This window comes from Glaciimonas sp. CA11.2, from assembly GCF_034314045.1.
Lineage (GTDB): Bacteria > Pseudomonadota > Gammaproteobacteria > Burkholderiales > Burkholderiaceae_D > Glaciimonas.
On sequence record NZ_JAVIWL010000001.1, the window covers coordinates 3,258,587 to 3,274,919 of the forward strand.

Genomic DNA, 16,333 nt, shown 5'->3' on the forward strand with positions numbered 1-16,333 from the left:
AAATCAAGGGATACCGTGAAAACGGCATCCCTTTTTTTTCTTCAAATTCTGCGTGGTACGTGCATCGCCATTTCTCTGGTTGGGCATAATCTCAACCTGCTCGGTTCCGTTTAGCGGCCATGGCGTATGTAAAGCATAGTCAGCGGGGGTTCCTTGGCAAATCAAATCCGTCGTCTATCTATCTATATATATATAGATAGATAGATAGATAGATAGATACATAGATTGTGCGTCGCCTTTTTGTTAGCAAAAAGAATCGGCGCGAACAATCTCATCTATAAGAAGTAAGTAATTTCATCTTCTTGATCGCGCGCGGGCAGCTTGTCGTGGGCAGAGTAAAGTCTGGCGCAAAGAGATCGGATTTCTGCAGAAGATTGCAGAGTGGCCGCGATGAATTAGAATTATAAAATGACGAATCTGCATAAAAAAGCGGTTGTAGGGCTTCTTCGCCTGCTAATTAGTATGGGCACTTTAGTGTTTGTGCCTGAGCGGACATTGCATTATTGGAGGGGCTGGGCTTTTTTGGGTGTATTTTTGGGCTCTGCGCTGGCGATTACTGTCTATCTGGCAAAAAAAGATCCTAAGCTATTGGCGCGGCGACTAAATATTGGTCCCAGCGCCGAAAAAGTAGAAGGCCAACGCACGATATTAGCGCTGCTCGTCATCGTATTTGCCATGGTGTTTGTTTTGTCCGCCATTGACCATCATTTTGTTTGGTCAACCGTTCCTCTATATATAGTGGTGCTTGGAGATGCTCTTGTCGCCGCGGGGTTCCTTTGTATTTTTTTTGTGTTCAAAGAAAATACCTATGCGTCGGCGATCATCGAGGTCGACGCGAATCAAAAAATCATTTCGACTGGGCTGTATGCATTCGTGCGCCATCCGATGTACGCCGGTGGCGTCGTTATGCTTACTGGCATTCCGCGCGCGCTTGGCGCGTGGTGGGGGTTGTTGTTAGTTGTTTTGATGGCGCTTTTAATTGCGTGGAGGCTCTTTACTGAAGAGATTTTTTTGGCCGAGAATCTTTCTGGCTATGTTAATTACGAAAAGAAGGTTAGGCATCGTTTGCTGCCGTTCATTTGGTGAGGGTACGTGAATGGCGTGGCTTCTTAGAAGTGTTGTTCGCTGCGCAGAGTGTGCGGGCTGCTTTGGCTTCTTCTAATAAGATGCTAATTGTCGAAGTGTTTTCGGCGGTATGTGATGAGGCGCATGAATCCATCGTGATCTCCAATTTTTTCGGGATTAAGTATTATGGAGTACTGAAATAGCGACGGGATTTGCGCGGTAGTTTTGCCTGCTTTCGAGCCGGAATCCGAGATGGAAAAAAAGGTGGTAAAAGTCCTTTTTAAAAGTATTTCAAAATTGTTTATAAAATTGCTTGCCAGTGTTGAGATGTGTTGCTATAGTTCGGCCTCTGTTGAAAACGACGCGAAATACTGAGTACGGCGCAAGCGGTGCGAAGGGCGAAATTGGAGGCGGAAACGAGGTTGTAAAGTGGGGTGTTTTGAGCGGTAGTTGTGAGTTGATTTGGTTTTAAATTGTTTCTAAAATGATTTAAAAAGAAGTTGACGAAAAGTTCGAAGTGCCACATAATCTCATCTCTCTGCTGCTGACAAACAAAACGCTTTGTCAGCGCTGCGAACACCGAGCGTAAGGTTGGGTGTGACGCCAAACAGAGACAGTTCTTTAACAATTAACAGCCGATAAGTGTGGGCGTTTAATGAAAGTGCAGCGTGAACTACTTCGGTGGTTTGCGTATAACTTAAAACATTAAATGTTCACAAAAGAAGAAAATAGGATATTTGCCTGAGTCAAATTGGGGAGATAGCCTGTCAGTATTTTGAGTGAGCGATAGCAGCGATGCTAGGCAGCAATGCCACAAAACAGAGATTAAACTGAAGAGTTTGATCCTGGCTCAGATTGAACGCTGGCGGCATGCCTTACACATGCAAGTCGAACGGTAACAGGGAGCTTGCTCCGCTGACGAGTGGCGAACGGGTGAGTAATATATCGGAACGTGCCTGGTAATGGGGGACAACTAGTCGAAAGATTAGCTAATACCGCATACGCCCTACGGGGGAAAGAGGGGGATTCGCAAGAACCTCTCGTTATCAGAGCGGCCGATATCTGATTAGCTAGTTGGTGAGGTAAAGGCTCACCAAGGCTTCGATCAGTAGCTGGTCTGAGAGGACGACCAGCCACACTGGGACTGAGACACGGCCCAGACTCCTACGGGAGGCAGCAGTGGGGAATTTTGGACAATGGGCGCAAGCCTGATCCAGCAATGCCGCGTGAGTGAAGAAGGCCTTCGGGTTGTAAAGCTCTTTTGTCAGGGAAGAAACGGTCTTGGTTAATACCTGGGGCTAATGACGGTACCTGAAGAATAAGCACCGGCTAACTACGTGCCAGCAGCCGCGGTAATACGTAGGGTGCAAGCGTTAATCGGAATTACTGGGCGTAAAGCGTGCGCAGGCGGTTTTTTAAGACAGGTGTGAAATCCCCGGGCTTAACCTGGGAATGGCATTTGTGACTGGAAGGCTAGAGTGTGTCAGAGGGGGGTAGAATTCCACGTGTAGCAGTGAAATGCGTAGAGATGTGGAGGAATACCGATGGCGAAGGCAGCCCCCTGGGATAACACTGACGCTCATGCACGAAAGCGTGGGGAGCAAACAGGATTAGATACCCTGGTAGTCCACGCCCTAAACGATGTCTACTAGTTGTCGGGTCTTAATTGACTTGGTAACGCAGCTAACGCGTGAAGTAGACCGCCTGGGGAGTACGGTCGCAAGATTAAAACTCAAAGGAATTGACGGGGACCCGCACAAGCGGTGGATGATGTGGATTAATTCGATGCAACGCGAAAAACCTTACCTACCCTTGACATGGCTGGAATCCTTGAGAGATCAGGGAGTGCTTGAAAGAGAACCAGTACACAGGTGCTGCATGGCTGTCGTCAGCTCGTGTCGTGAGATGTTGGGTTAAGTCCCGCAACGAGCGCAACCCTTGTCATTAGTTGCTACGAAAGGGCACTCTAATGAGACTGCCGGTGACAAACCGGAGGAAGGTGGGGATGACGTCAAGTCCTCATGGCCCTTATGGGTAGGGCTTCACACGTCATACAATGGTACATACAGAGGGCCGCCAACCCGCGAGGGGGAGCTAATCCCAGAAAGTGTATCGTAGTCCGGATTGTAGTCTGCAACTCGACTACATGAAGTTGGAATCGCTAGTAATCGCGGATCAGCATGTCGCGGTGAATACGTTCCCGGGTCTTGTACACACCGCCCGTCACACCATGGGAGCGGGTTTCACCAGAAGTAGGTAGCCTAACCGTAAGGAGGGCGCTTACCACGGTGGGATTCGTGACTGGGGTGAAGTCGTAACAAGGTAGCCGTATCGGAAGGTGCGGCTGGATCACCTCCTTTCTAGAGTTTGCCCGGACATTAAGCGTCCACACTTATCGGTGTGTTAGTTAGAAGAAGAACAGTCATATTAGGAACGTGCTAATCAGGACGGGTCTGTAGCTCAGTTGGTTAGAGCACCGTGTTGATAACGCGGGGGTCGTTGGTTCGAGCCCAACCAGACCCACCAGTTATAGAGGTACGATTTAAGGGGGGCTTAGCTCAGCTGGGAGAGCACCTGCTTTGCAAGCAGGGGGTCATCGGTTCGATCCCGTTAGCCTCCACCATTTACTTTTCCGGGCACACCGCCTGGTGCATAAAGTAAGCGTAAAAAATCAAACCTAAGTCAGTATTTGCGCGGGGTAGTAGCGTGAAATAAAAGCGATTTAGGTTTGATCTTTTTAAGATCATTGGCTGTTTGTTCTTTAACAATTTAGAAGAAGTAAAGATTCGTCTGCGCTACGACAGTAGTGTGGATGGGTATGATTGTATCAAATCAAAAAGTATTAAAGAGTTCTCAAAAGAGCATACGTAAGTATGCAAATGCGATAACACTTTGGATACGGCAAACGCTAAAGTAATACTCATAAGTAATATCCTATAACCGGTTTTTGGTCGTGAACGCGATCAGAGGCTAACGTTATAGGGACAAGTGAATAAGTGCACATGGTGGATGCCTTGGCGATTACAGGCGATGAAGGACGTAGTAGCTTGCGATAAGCTGCGGGGAGCCAGCAAACAGGCTTTGATCCGCAGATTTCCGAATGGGGAAACCCACCCTTTATGGGTATTGCATACTGAATACATAGGTATGCAAGGCGAACGTGGCGAACTGAAACATCTAAGTAGCTACAGGAAAAGAAATCAACCGAGATTCCCAGAGTAGTGGCGAGCGAAATGGGAACAGCCTGCACGATTTAGCATCAGCGATAATGGAACACTCTGGAAATAGTGGCCATAGAGGGTGATAGCCCCTTACATGAAATCGGTGGTGTGGAACTAAGTGTGCGACAAGTAGGGCGGGACACGTGTAATCCTGTCTGAACATGGGGGGACCATCCTCCAAGGCTAAATACTCGTAATCGACCGATAGTGAACCAGTACCGTGAGGGAAAGGCGAAAAGAACCCCGGAAGGGGAGTGAAATAGATCCTGAAACCGTGTGCATACAAACAGTAGGAGCGGACTTGTTCCGTGACTGCGTACCTTTTGTATAATGGGTCAGCGACTTACATTCAGTGGCAAGCTTAACCGTATAGGGAAGGCGTAGAGAAATCGAGTCCGAATAGGGCGTTCAGTCGCTGGGTGTAGACCCGAAACCAAGTGATCTACTCATGGCCAGGATGAAGGTGCGGTAACACGCACTGGAGGTCCGAACCCACTAATGTTGAAAAATTAGGGGATGAGCTGTGGGTAGGGGTGAAAGGCTAAACAAACTTGGAAATAGCTGGTTCTCTCCGAAAACTATTTAGGTAGTGCCTCAAGTATCACCATCGGGGGTAGAGCACTGTTATGGCTAGGGGTTCATTGCGAATTACCAACCCATTGCAAACTCCGAATACCGATGAGTGCGAGCTTGGGAGACAGACGCCGGGTGCTAACGTCCGACGTCAAGAGGGAAACAACCCAGACCGCCAGCTAAGGTCCCAAAGATTGGCTAAGTGGCAAACGAAGTGGGAAGGCTAAAACAGTCAGGAAGTTGGCTTAGAAGCAGCCATCCTTTAAAGAAAGCGTAATAGCTCACTGATCGAGTCGTCCTGCGCGGAAGATGTAACGGGGCTAAGCCAGTCACCGAAGCTGCGGATATGTACCTATTTATAGGTCATATGGTAGGAGAGCGTTCTGTAAGCCTGCGAAGGTGTCTTGTAAAGGATGCTGGAGGTATCAGAAGTGCGAATGCTGACATGAGTAGCGATAATGGGGGTGAAAAGCCTCCACGCCGTAAGCCCAAGGTTTCCTGTTCAACGTTCATCGGAGCAGGGTGAGTCGGCCCCTAAGGCGAGGCAGAGATGCGTAGCTGATGGGAAGCAGGTTAATATTCCTGCACCGTCGTGTGATGCGATGGGGGGACGGATCGCGGAAGGTTGTCCGACTGTTGGAATAGTCGGTTTTTGGCTCAGAGAAGGCTGTTAGGCAAATCCGGCAGCGTAATTCAAGGGGTTGAGACGAGTGAATTTATTCATGAAGCAATCGGAAGTGGTTCCAAGAAAAGCCTCTAAGCTTCAGTCACACGAGACCGTACCGCAAACCGACACAGGTGGGCGAGATGAGTATTCTAAGGCGCTTGAGAGAACTCGGGAGAAGGAACTCGGCAAATTTGTACCGTAACTTCGGGATAAGGTACGCCCCGGTAGCTTGACTGGCTCGCGCCAGAAGGGTGAAAGGGCTGCAATAAAAAGGTGGCTGCGACTGTTTAATAAAAACACAGCACTATGCAAACACGAAAGTGGACGTATATGGTGTGACTCCTGCCCGGTGCTGGAAGATTAAATGATGGGGTGCAAGCTCTTGATTGAAGTCCCAGTAAACGGCGGCCGTAACTATAACGGTCCTAAGGTAGCGAAATTCCTTGTCGGGTAAGTTCCGACCTGCACGAATGGAGTAACGATGGCCACACTGTCTCCTCCCGAGACTCAGCGAAGTTGAAATGTTTGTGATGATGCAATCTACCCGCGGCTAGACGGAAAGACCCCATGAACCTTTACTGTAGCTTTGCATTGAATTTTGAACCAATCTGTGTAGGATAGGTGGGAGGCTTTGAAGCGTGAACGCTAGTTTGCGTGGAGCCAACCTTGAAATACCACCCTGGTTTGTTTGAGATTCTAACCTTGGTCCGTTATCCGGATCGGGGACAGTGCATGGTAGGCAGTTTGACTGGGGCGGTCTCCTCCCAAAGTGTAACGGAGGAGTTCGAAGGTACGCTAGGTACGGTCGGACATCGTGCTGTTAGTGCAATGGCATAAGCGTGCTTAACTGCGAGACTGACAAGTCGAGCAGGTACGAAAGTAGGACATAGTGATCCGGTGGTTCTGTATGGAAGGGCCATCGCTCAACGGATAAAAGGTACTCTGGGGATAACAGGCTGATTCCTCCCAAGAGTTCATATCGACGGGGGAGTTTGGCACCTCGATGTCGGCTCATCACATCCTGGGGCTGTAGCCGGTCCCAAGGGTATGGCTGTTCGCCATTTAAAGTGGTACGTGAGCTGGGTTTAAAACGTCGTGAGACAGTTTGGTCCCTATCTGCCGTGGGCGTTGGAAATTTGAAGGGGGCTGCTCCTAGTACGAGAGGACCGGAGTGGACGAACCTCTGGTGTACCGGTTGTCACGCCAGTGGCATTGCCGGGTAGCTAAGTTCGGAAGAGATAACCGCTGAAAGCATCTAAGCGGGAAACTTGCCTTGAGATGATATTTCCCGGGAACTAGATTCCCCTAAAGGGTCGTTCGAGACCAGGACGTTGATAGGCTGGGTGTGGAAGCGTAGTAATACGTTAAGCTAACCAGTACTAATTGCCCGTGAGGCTTGTCCCTATAACCTTAGCAGGTTATAGATTAAGCTAATGAGATATGTGTTTGCCTGAAAAGTGCAATCATACCCAGCAGTGCGGTGACACACCCTTGTCACTGCACTGCAGTAATACAAAACTTTACTTCTTCTAGATTGCGTTGTTTGTTGCCCCATTGGGAACACACGACACTACAGTTTATGCCTGATGACCATAGCGAGTTGGTACCACCCCTTCCCATCCCGAACAGGACCGTGAAACGACTTTGCGCCGATGATAGTGCTGCAACCAGTGTGAAAGTAGGTCATCGTCAGGCTCTTATTAGAAAACCCTCCCCGAGTAATCGGGGAGGGTTTTTGCTTTGCAGAAACGATTTATGCAATGACAACACCCAACACCCAACACCCAACACCCAACACCCAACACCCAACACCCAACACCCAACACCCAACACCCAACACCCAACACCCAACACCCAACACCCAACACCCAACACCCAACACCCAACACCCAACACCCAACACCCAACACCCAACACCCAACACCCAACACCCAACACCCAACACCCAACACCCAACACCCAACACCCAACACCCAACACCCAACACCCAACACCCTCTCAACGTTTAATCTTGAAATTTCCGGACGCCGTGCCCGACCAAGAGACGCCGCTAGTCGATTACCTCCTCTTTGTTGTCTTAACGCTCTTTTTTTTGACGTTGATCAGCGTATTTCCGCTACTTCTCTTCCGTTGCTACCGACGCAGGATAATCGGCAGCAATGGGTACAGTTCGAATAGTCATGTAAATCCGAAAAAATATGATATTTACAATAAAAATGTGGGATTACTAACCGTACTTCAGGTAAGTGATGATAATAAGAGACCTTCAAATCACCCATAATTTTATATTGATCGCGGGTGTCCCACTGATTAAGCTTGTCTGCGCCACTTTTTTATCGGGCTACCTTCGCATCACCGGTCCCTTAAAAGATTATTTAATGTTATCGGAACATGTGTTTTTTTGTAAAATTAGCTGTGCAACGAATGAATTAAGATAGGCTGTATGGGTCCTATTACAGTTAATAACTCAAGGAAATTACACATGAAAAAAATCGCACTTATTCTCGGGTTAACAATGGTTTGTATTGGCGCGCAAGCTGCTGATTGGCAAGTTGTTGGTCAAAGTGATGTATCCAGCCTCCAGTTAGATAAGGATTCTATTAAAGAAACAAACGGCATACGACAAGTATGGTCGATGTGGAACTTTCGAGAGGCGCGTAAGAATGAGGGAGATCCTACGTTTCCGACTTTTAAGTCGTACCAGGATTTGACAGAATATAATTGCGCTGCGAAGACCACGCGATTAGCGCGAGAAATTTTGTTTGTGGAAAATGATGCCAAGGGGGACAAACGCGATCATTCAGAAGCGTTGAAAAATAGTAAGTTTGCCGCACCGGTTAAGGGCTCTTTGGCTGATGGAATTATGACAAATTTCGTTTGTAATCAAACGCTTGGGGCTCAATAATCCCTATCTGAAATAGGAATCGGCGATATGCATATGTCAGAACACCACTTGAATCGCTTTTATTTTAGTCCTGACATGCGTAACTTAATTATCTTCTGATTCCTTTTTTACCCTCTGAGGAAAGCGCTTATAGTGCTGGACCCGATGAATAATAGGATGATGCAAAACCGCTTGCGGTAATTTACTACAATCTGTGGCTCCAGTGTAACTACCGCATGGAAGACAGAATAATTTTCTTCATGCGTTTTTTTATTATTCGCCTTTCTTTCTAATTACTAAAAAATTGGCGCAGTCTGTTATCTGATGTGACATGGATCGTCTTAGATAGGCAATTCATACAAAGAAGACTGTATAATTCTGCCGCGAGTGTCGCCTTCGCATAACGGATAATGCAATCCCCTCCTAAGGGATAGATACAGGTTCGATTCCTGTAGGCGATACCATACTGCGAGATTACGGTCGCATATTTCAGGTTAATAGCGCTATTTTGAATTGAATTTGGTATCCACAATACCGTGTTTCAGTTTGCTATTGATGAGGTACTACAAGGTAATTCCGATACGTACATTGCTTAAATTGCAACTTTTTCAAAAGGGGCGTGTGGCAAAGTCATGTTGAGCGAGCATATTCGAATAAACACGGTGCTGCTGCCAATGGGCCGCTCATTAAATTCCAATTTTTTGGATGCGTGTGACAGGTCATCGAATTCAAGCCGATGCCCTTAGTGAGCTGTATGGTTTTTTGGCTATAAATTACACAACGATCCAACCCGAGCCAACTTAGTGCGGCGATTACTCATAAAATGCAACAACAAGCTATAAAGCGCGTAACTTATAGCGAGATATCGCCACCTATCGGTACAATGCGCAATTCATTCATTTAATTGGCTGCGTGGTGATTTTCGCAGACTCTCTTTTTCTGGTTTTCTACTATGGCAGTCATTTCTATTACCAACGCACAACTTGCGTTCGGTCACGTTGCGCTATTGGATCGCGCTGAATTTTCCCTGGATTCGGGAGAGCGAGTCGGTTTGATCGGTCGTAACGGGACTGGAAAATCCTCTTTGTTAAAAACTATTGCTGGCGTTTCCAAACTGGATGATGGTTTGATGGTGATGCAGCAAGGGATAAAGATCGCTTATGTTGATCAAGAGCCGCATTTTGTTCCTGAAATGTCAGTGTTTGATGCTGTAGCATCCGGCATGGGCGAGATGCAGGCGTTATTGAATGAGTATGACGCATTGACAGGGCAATTTGGTGGGGACGATGACGACGCCATCATGGAGCGCATGCACGTAATCCAGAGCAAGCTTGATGCAGCAGACGCATGGAGTCTGACAAATAAGGTCGAAACCACGCTTGATCGCCTTAACCTGAACAAAGACTCCTTGATGGGTACGTTGTCAGGTGGGATGCAGAAGCGTGTCGCTCTCGCTTGCGCGTTGGTCAGTGCCCCCGACGTTTTGCTTCTCGATGAGCCAACCAACCATCTTGATTTTAGCTCGATCATGTGGCTGGAAGGATTATTGCGCGACTATAAAGGTAGCGTCCTGTTCATTACCCATGATCGTAGTTTCCTGGACAATGTAGCGACACGTATCGTTGAACTTGATCGCGGTCGTATTTTGTCGTTCCCCGGTAACTTTACTGCGTATCAGGTGCGTAAAGCTGAGCAACTCGAAATTGAAGAAGTTGAAAATGCCAAGTTCGACAAATTTCTGGCACAAGAAGAAATTTGGATTCGCAAAGGTGTACAGGCACGCCGTACCCGTGACGAAGGCCGTGTGCGACGTTTAGAATCGTTGCGTCTGGATCGCACAGCGCGGCGCGACCAGCAAGGGCAGGTCAAGCTCGATGTGTCAGCAGGCGAGCGTTCAGGCAAGATTGTCGCTGAGTTGACGGATGTTAATCGCGCCTTTGGTGACAAGGTCATCGTTCGCGATTTCACTGCAACTATTTTACGTGGCGACAAAGTCGGTTTGATCGGGCATAACGGCGCGGGAAAAACCACGTTGCTGAAGTTGATTTTGGGCGAAGATCAACCAGATAGCGGCACTGTCAAACAGGGAACCAAGTTACAGGTTGCCTATTTTGATCAAATGCGGGCGCAATTGGATGACGAAGCAAGCTTGGCAGACACGATAGCACCGGGTAGCGACTGGGTCGAGATTAACGGTCAGCGTAAGCATGTAATGACATATCTGAACGATTTTTTGTTTGCGCCAGAACGCGCTCGGTCTCCCGTTAAATCATTGTCCGGTGGTGAGCGTAACCGACTATTGCTAGCGCGCCTTTTTGCAAAACCAGCCAATGTGTTGGTATTGGATGAGCCGACCAACGATCTGGATATTGATACGCTCGAGTTGTTGGAAGAGTTGCTGGAAGATTATAAGGGCACTGTGTTTCTGGTCAGTCATGACCGTACCTTCCTCGACAATGTCGTGACGCAGGTTATCGCGGCAGAAGGCGGCGGTTTGTGGCGTGAATATGTCGGTGGCTATAGCGATTGGGAGCGCGTGCGTCCAAGTCCTGCAGCATTGGCGGCTAAAGTCAAAGCCGAAACTAAGGCAGAAGTTATACAAGCTCCAGCGGCAAAGCAAAAAAAGCTCAGCTATAAAGAGCAACGTGAACTGGATGAGTTGCCGGTACTTATTGCGAAATTGGAAGCAGAGCAAAAGGCGATTACCGCGCAATTGGCTGATCCTGAGTTGTATGTTAAAAAGCCGGATGAAGTGAAGCGCTTGAACCTGCGCTTTACCGAACTAGATAGTTTGTTGCTCGAAGCGTTGGAAAAATGGGAAGTGATTGAAGCCCGCAACAAAGGTTAACTGCCAAGGCCGTTAATTGTTACGACGAAAAGACATGAAAAATAGGTCGACAGCCAGTATATTTGAACGACGACAATTCAGGTATAACGCTGTCGATTGTATGTTTGCTTTCGTTATTAATTCAGTTTTTTGCACGCTTTTCGCAGTTCACGTGCTTGCGCGCGCAATGCATCAGCATCTTGTGCATGTGGTCGTTGGGTCAGATAATTTTCAATATCGTCTAAAGCTGCTTGCGGACAATCCAAGTGTGCGTAAGCCGCGCCGCGATCACGCAACTCAATGGGATCATTGGGCCGTAGTATCAGCAAGCGTTGCTGCAGTTTCAGTAAGGGCTCCCAATGCTGTCCTTGTGTGAATATTATTTTAAGGTTGCGTAACAGACGACCTAAAATTTCGTGAGGATGGGCGTTTTGCAAATAAGGTTGTAGCGATATTTTCTTTTCTTTGCCCTGAGACGGCGAAGTCCGTAAATAGGGCTCCAGTCTTTCTTCGAGTTCTACATGCGATAGACTTGACCCATTTAAGGGGTCTATCACAATATCACCCGAGGAAACAGTCAGTTTCATCAAGAAATGGCCGGGGAATGAAATTCCGTGTATTGGTAATCCCACCTGTTGCGCCAATTCCATATAAATGATCGCCAGCGAAATAGGAATACCGCGCCGCGAATTAATGACGCATTGCAGATAGCTATTATCAGGGTCGTAATAATTATTAACATTACCTGCGAACCCTAACTCTCGAAAAAAGAAATTATTTAATAACTGTAACTTTTTAATCTGTGAAGCATCTGCGTGAATGCGTTGCTTCAATGTATTGGCGAATTTATCCACAGCAATCTGTGGAGCATTTAGATCCAATGCTGGATAGGGGTCTTGCGCAATGGCAAGTGCCGCTTCAAATAGCGGCACGCTATTGGCCTCTTGCACCAGGGTCGTAAAGTAATTTAGAGAAGAGATCATGTTAAGTATGCTACCAAATAATATCTAATGTAGCTCAGCTTATCGATTAGTGCGAGGAACGTTTGAAATCTTGAAATCGAAACCCCATTGCAAGAAGTGCCCCAAAGTAGGTGATCCCACAAGCCACAAGAACGGCCATCAGCGCACCGACGCGAGCGATCGAATTGGTATGTAGTCCAATCCAGTCAAAGCGCTCTGCGGTCCATAGTGCGACTGCAGCCATCAGGCAAAGAGCGCCCACCAAGCGGATAAAATATAGCATCCAGCCTTTTTCCGGTTTGTAGATACCACGCCGTAACAGACTCCACAGCAAAAGTCCTGCGTTCATGCAGGCACCAAAACTGATTGATAACGCCAATCCTGCTACTGCAAAAATCGGGACAAATAAAGAATTAAGTAGCTGCGTGGTGATTAGCACCGCGAAGGCAATTTTGACCGGTGTTTTGATATCTTGTTTGGCATAAAATCCTGGCGCCAAAATCTTTACGACAATTAAACCTATCAGACCGACGCCATACGCAATGAGTATCCGACTCGTCATCGCGACCGAAATGGCGTCGAATTTTCCGTGATGGAATAGAGTTGCTGTGAGGGGAACCGACAGCGTCGCAAGCCCAACCGCGGAAGGAAGCGCCAGTAAAAAGGTCAGTCGTAATCCCCAATCTAATAGTGAGGAGTATTCGCGATGGTCTGCGTTGGCATTCGCTTTGGAAAGGCTTGGCAGCAGAATAGTGCCGAGGGCGACGCCCAGTAACGCAGTTGGAAACTCCATCAAGCGATCACCGTATGATAACCAGGAGACACTTCCGTGCTCCAGGCGCGACGCGATATTTGTATTGATCATCAGGCTGATCTGCGCTGCGGAGACTGCAAATACCGCAGGTCCCATTTTTTTGAGTACGCGCCTTACACCGCTATCGCGCAGTCCGATAAAGGGGTTTCCCATCATACGCGGCATCATCCCTATTTTGCGCAGCGCAGGGATCTGAATCGCGACTTGCAAAATGCCTCCGACCAATACCGCAAAAGCCATCGCGTAGATCGGCTGAGCCATATGAGGTGCGACAAAAAGTGAAGCGACGATAAATGCGAGATTCAATAGCACCGAAGTAAGCGCCGGAATCTTGAATTCATGCCACGTGTTCAAAATTCCGCCGGCTAACGCTACAAACGACATAAAACCGATGTAAGGAAACATGATGCGCGTCATTACAACCGATGCATTAAACGCAACCGCATCATTTTTGAGCCCAGTTGCCATAAAATAAATCAGCAATGGTGATGCAAGGATACCGACGATGCAGGTAAGAATCATGACCCATGTCATCACCACTGATACATGGTCGACTAAATGCTTGGTTGCTTCTTGACCTTTCTTATTCTTGTATTCTCCAAGAATCGGAACGAAAGCTTGTGAAAATGCGCCTTCCGCGAACAGACGGCGCAATAAATTGGGTATACGAAAGGCGATGTTGAAGGCGTCGGTGAAAGCTGAAGCGCCAAACGTAGACGCAAATAAGATTTCACGAATCAGTCCCGCTATACGCGACAACATCGTCATGCCAGAGACGGTGGCAAGCGTTTTATGCAAGTTCATGGAGCGGCATTATAGCCGCTCATGTTGCCTGTTCACAGCTTTGTAACAAGCTCTTTCAGTCGAGTAGGTTCTCATATTGAAACTTTATGCTTCACATCAGACTGAAAAATGCCTTAGACGCCATTAAAATGATGAAGTCACTAATTCGTCTTGGTCCCAGATAGAAATCTTACTGAAGGAATGAATATTAAGGCAGGAGTGATATTGGTTTGCTTATTGGTGAGAAAGTAGTTATAATCCGTGGCTTTACAGAATTCTGCGTCGCGGTCTGGTTAGTTTTGCCGCGTAAGCATTCCCGACCTCGTTTTAGGATATATAAATGGCAAATACCGCACAAGCACGTAAGCGTGCTCGTCAAGCAGTCGCTCAAAACCTGCACAATTCTAGTCAGCGTTCGACTCTACGCACAGCAATCAAAGCTGCTCGCAAAGCAATCGCCGGTGGCGATAAAGAAGCTGCAACTCTGGTTCTGCAAAAATCTGTGTCAACTATCGACCGAATTGCAGACAAGAAAATCATTCATAAGAACAAAGCTGCACGTCATAAGAGCCGTCTAAACGCAGCTCTGAAAGCACTGTCAGCGTAATATGTATTTTGCCGACTAGGTCGGTCGAAGTTCTTATTTGAGTACTGATTTAAAAAATCCTTGCATAGCCTTTGGTTACGCAAGGTTTTTTTTGTTTTTTATTTTGTCCGTTATAGTCATTTTTTATTTTGCCAAAACAGGCCGCTCGCTAACTTCAGCCTGAGTGTTGACCTTTTTCCGTTGGATATCGGGTGCGTCTCAGCGTAACGTCATGCTAGTCATTCCATTTTTGGGGGGACTCATCAGCAGACCAATCAACATTACCTCCCTTGGGAGGTAAAATCATCGCCAAAGATATTGAATTTTAGAAGATGCGGAAGCTTATTGTGCGCGCGGTAAACCGCTAATGGCGGTGCCTGGTTTTAGATTCTTCTGCTTAAACCAACCTGGATTCATCTCCAATGCATATAGCGCAGCTTTCTCAGCACAATGGGAATCGAGGGTCTGGGCTTTCATTTCTTCGATATTGATGATGACACCGTTTTGGTCCAAAAAGGCGACTGATAACGGAATTAGCGTGTTCTTCATCCACATACAAACGCCCGCAGGCGCATCAAATAAAAAGACCATACCCGCGTTGGAAGCTAACTGTTTGCGAAACATCAGGCCCTGCTCACGCTGGGCTTCTGTCGTAGCCACCTCAGCCTTGATCACATGGATTCCGGCATTCAGTGAGACGACTGGAAATTGTTGCGTTCCTTGCGCTGTTGCTGCAGAGATGACGCCGATGGTGCTGCCTAAGAGTGCAAGCGCCATAACAGCAGTCGATGGGCGATATCTTCTCATGTTGGTAAAGTCCTTTTATGTTTTACCGGATTATACAGAGGGTTATCGCGGGTCGGCAACGCGCTATGTGGTCACGCTCTGATGCAAAGGCAGAAGCTCTACCTCAGATTGAAAACTGATCGGACATAAAAAAAGACAGGCAATGCCTGTCTTTTTTTGAAACTGACGCCTGGATTACTTAGCAGGAGCATCAGCGGCAGGAGCCGCATCAGCTTTAGCTTTCTTAGCTACTTTTTTGTGTGCTTTTTTAGTTGCTTTTTTCGCAGCCGGAGCTGAAGTAGCCGGAGCAGCGGCGGCTGGAGTAGCAGCAGGAGCGGCAGCATCAGCAGCGAAAACAGAAGTTGCGAAAAGGCCAGCTACCAAAACAGCGATCAGTTTAGACATTTTAGAATCCTTTTGATTATTAATCATGTAAGTGCATAGATGATTCATTTGAATCACTGCAATTAACGGTGTGCTGAACTTATGGTTGACGCTTTTTTTAAAAAAAATAAAATAATATTTTAAGTAGCGGCAGATGTCGTATTAGTTGATCTTTAGAAATGTAAGCAATCCCTTCAGATTGCTTGCCGACTTGTTAGCTCAGATGGATCGATTGCACGGAACTCTCCAGGCCAAAGCGGGTGGCTCTCTAATGTAATTTTTCCAATGGCGATTCTGATCAAACGAAGAGTGGGCAAGTCGACCGCAGCGGTCATGCGCCGCACCTGTCGATTTTTTCCTTCGGTGATGGTGAGTGCTAGCCAACTAGTCGGTTTATCCAAGCGTTCGCGGATAGCGGGAACGCGGGGCCAAAGCCATTCTGGCGGGATGATTTGACGAACTTCACAGGGTTGGGTCATAAAGTCACCAAGATCAAGTCCATTGCGCAGGCGAGCCAGCTTTCCGTTATCGGGCAAGCCTTCAACTTGAGCCAAATAGGTTTTTGGCTGTTTAAACGCGGGATGGCTGATGTGATGTTGCAGCTTTCCATCGTTGGTTAATAGTAGTAACCCCTCACTATCAGCATCAAGCCTTCCGGCAGGGTAGATGTTTGGGATAGTAAGATAGTCGGCGAGAGTTTCACGCGTTGGGTGCGATGAAAACTGGCACATCACCTGAAAAGGTTTATTGAATAGAATAAGAGGCATACCGTAGTGTCTCA

Annotated in this window: 10 protein-coding genes, 3 tRNA genes and 3 rRNA genes; 11 read left to right on the forward strand and 5 right to left on the reverse strand. The window is 47.4% G+C overall.

The genetic code is table 11. The features are described from left to right. Positions 1 to 408: 408 nt before the first annotated feature. The 10 genes from RGU75_RS14165 (at position 409) to RGU75_RS14210 (ending at position 11,258) form a co-directional block, all read left to right on the forward strand. On the forward strand, positions 409 to 1,086 hold the full coding sequence (locus tag RGU75_RS14165; protein ID WP_322236962.1) for an isoprenylcysteine carboxylmethyltransferase family protein: 678 nt from the start codon (positions 409 to 411) through the stop codon (positions 1,084 to 1,086). An 806-nt stretch (positions 1,087 to 1,892) separates the two neighbouring features. Then, positions 1,893 to 3,425: ribosomal RNA gene (locus tag RGU75_RS14170) — 16S ribosomal RNA — on the forward strand. Between the two features lie 89 nt (positions 3,426 to 3,514). After that, a tRNA-Ile gene (locus tag RGU75_RS14175) sits at positions 3,515 to 3,591 on the forward strand. A 21-nt stretch (positions 3,592 to 3,612) separates the two neighbouring features. Continuing rightward, positions 3,613 to 3,688: transfer RNA gene (locus RGU75_RS14180), tRNA-Ala, on the forward strand. A gap of 359 nt (positions 3,689 to 4,047) precedes the next feature. Next, positions 4,048 to 6,930, forward strand: a 23S ribosomal RNA gene (locus RGU75_RS14185). 178 nt (positions 6,931 to 7,108) lie between these two features. Next, positions 7,109 to 7,221 (forward strand): 5S ribosomal RNA (gene rrf / locus RGU75_RS14190). Together the 16S, 23S and 5S rRNA genes with 2 tRNA genes alongside form the textbook arrangement of a ribosomal RNA operon. 65 nt (positions 7,222 to 7,286) lie before the next feature. After that, the gene (locus tag RGU75_RS14195; protein WP_322236965.1) at positions 7,287 to 7,535 is read left to right on the forward strand and encodes a hypothetical protein; all 249 of its coding nucleotides are present in this window, start codon (positions 7,287 to 7,289) and stop codon (positions 7,533 to 7,535) included. 473 nt (positions 7,536 to 8,008) lie between these two features. Next, positions 8,009 to 8,431 carry a surface-adhesin E family protein gene (locus RGU75_RS14200; RefSeq protein ID WP_322236967.1) on the forward strand — a complete coding sequence of 141 codons (423 nt, stop codon included), beginning with the start codon at positions 8,009 to 8,011 and terminating at the stop codon, positions 8,429 to 8,431. 368 nt (positions 8,432 to 8,799) lie between these two features. Further along, a tRNA-Arg gene (locus RGU75_RS14205) sits at positions 8,800 to 8,874 on the forward strand. Positions 8,875 to 9,362: 488 nt separating this feature from the next. Continuing rightward, a complete protein-coding gene (locus RGU75_RS14210; protein WP_322236969.1) occupies positions 9,363 to 11,258 on the forward strand; it encodes an ATP-binding cassette domain-containing protein in 1,896 nt (631 codons plus the stop codon). Between the two features lie 116 nt (positions 11,259 to 11,374). Here RGU75_RS14210 and RGU75_RS14215 read toward each other — a convergent pair whose 3' ends face one another. Both RGU75_RS14215 and murJ read right to left on the reverse strand, forming a co-directional pair. Next, positions 11,375 to 12,220 carry a SirB1 family protein gene (locus RGU75_RS14215; protein ID WP_322236971.1) on the reverse strand — a complete coding sequence of 282 codons (846 nt, stop codon included), beginning with the start codon at positions 12,218 to 12,220 and terminating at the stop codon, positions 11,375 to 11,377. Between the two features lie 46 nt (positions 12,221 to 12,266). Continuing rightward, the gene (murJ, locus tag RGU75_RS14220; RefSeq protein ID WP_322236973.1) at positions 12,267 to 13,817 is read right to left on the reverse strand and encodes a murein biosynthesis integral membrane protein MurJ; all 1,551 of its coding nucleotides are present in this window, start codon (positions 13,815 to 13,817) and stop codon (positions 12,267 to 12,269) included. 319 nt (positions 13,818 to 14,136) lie between these two features. On the opposite strand from murJ, the gene rpsT reads away from it, so the two are divergent. Further along, the gene (gene rpsT / locus RGU75_RS14225) at positions 14,137 to 14,403 is read left to right on the forward strand and encodes a 30S ribosomal protein S20 (RefSeq protein ID WP_322236975.1); all 267 of its coding nucleotides are present in this window, start codon (positions 14,137 to 14,139) and stop codon (positions 14,401 to 14,403) included. 321 nt (positions 14,404 to 14,724) lie between these two features. On the opposite strand, the gene RGU75_RS14230 is transcribed toward rpsT, so the two are convergent. The 3 genes from RGU75_RS14230 to RGU75_RS14240 all read right to left on the reverse strand — a co-directional run bounded on the left by RGU75_RS14230 (position 14,725) and on the right by RGU75_RS14240 (position 16,319). After that, the gene (locus RGU75_RS14230; protein WP_322236977.1) at positions 14,725 to 15,189 is read right to left on the reverse strand and encodes a DUF192 domain-containing protein; all 465 of its coding nucleotides are present in this window, start codon (positions 15,187 to 15,189) and stop codon (positions 14,725 to 14,727) included. Between the two features lie 174 nt (positions 15,190 to 15,363). After that, positions 15,364 to 15,600: a hypothetical protein gene (locus RGU75_RS14235; protein ID WP_416186816.1), complete on the reverse strand. Its 237-nt coding sequence runs from the start codon at positions 15,598 to 15,600 to the stop codon at positions 15,364 to 15,366. Between the two features lie 146 nt (positions 15,601 to 15,746). Next, positions 15,747 to 16,319 (reverse strand): pseudouridine synthase, encoded by a 573-nt coding sequence (locus RGU75_RS14240; RefSeq protein ID WP_322236979.1) that lies wholly within the window; start codon positions 16,317 to 16,319, stop codon positions 15,747 to 15,749. Positions 16,320 to 16,333 lie beyond the last annotated feature (14 nt).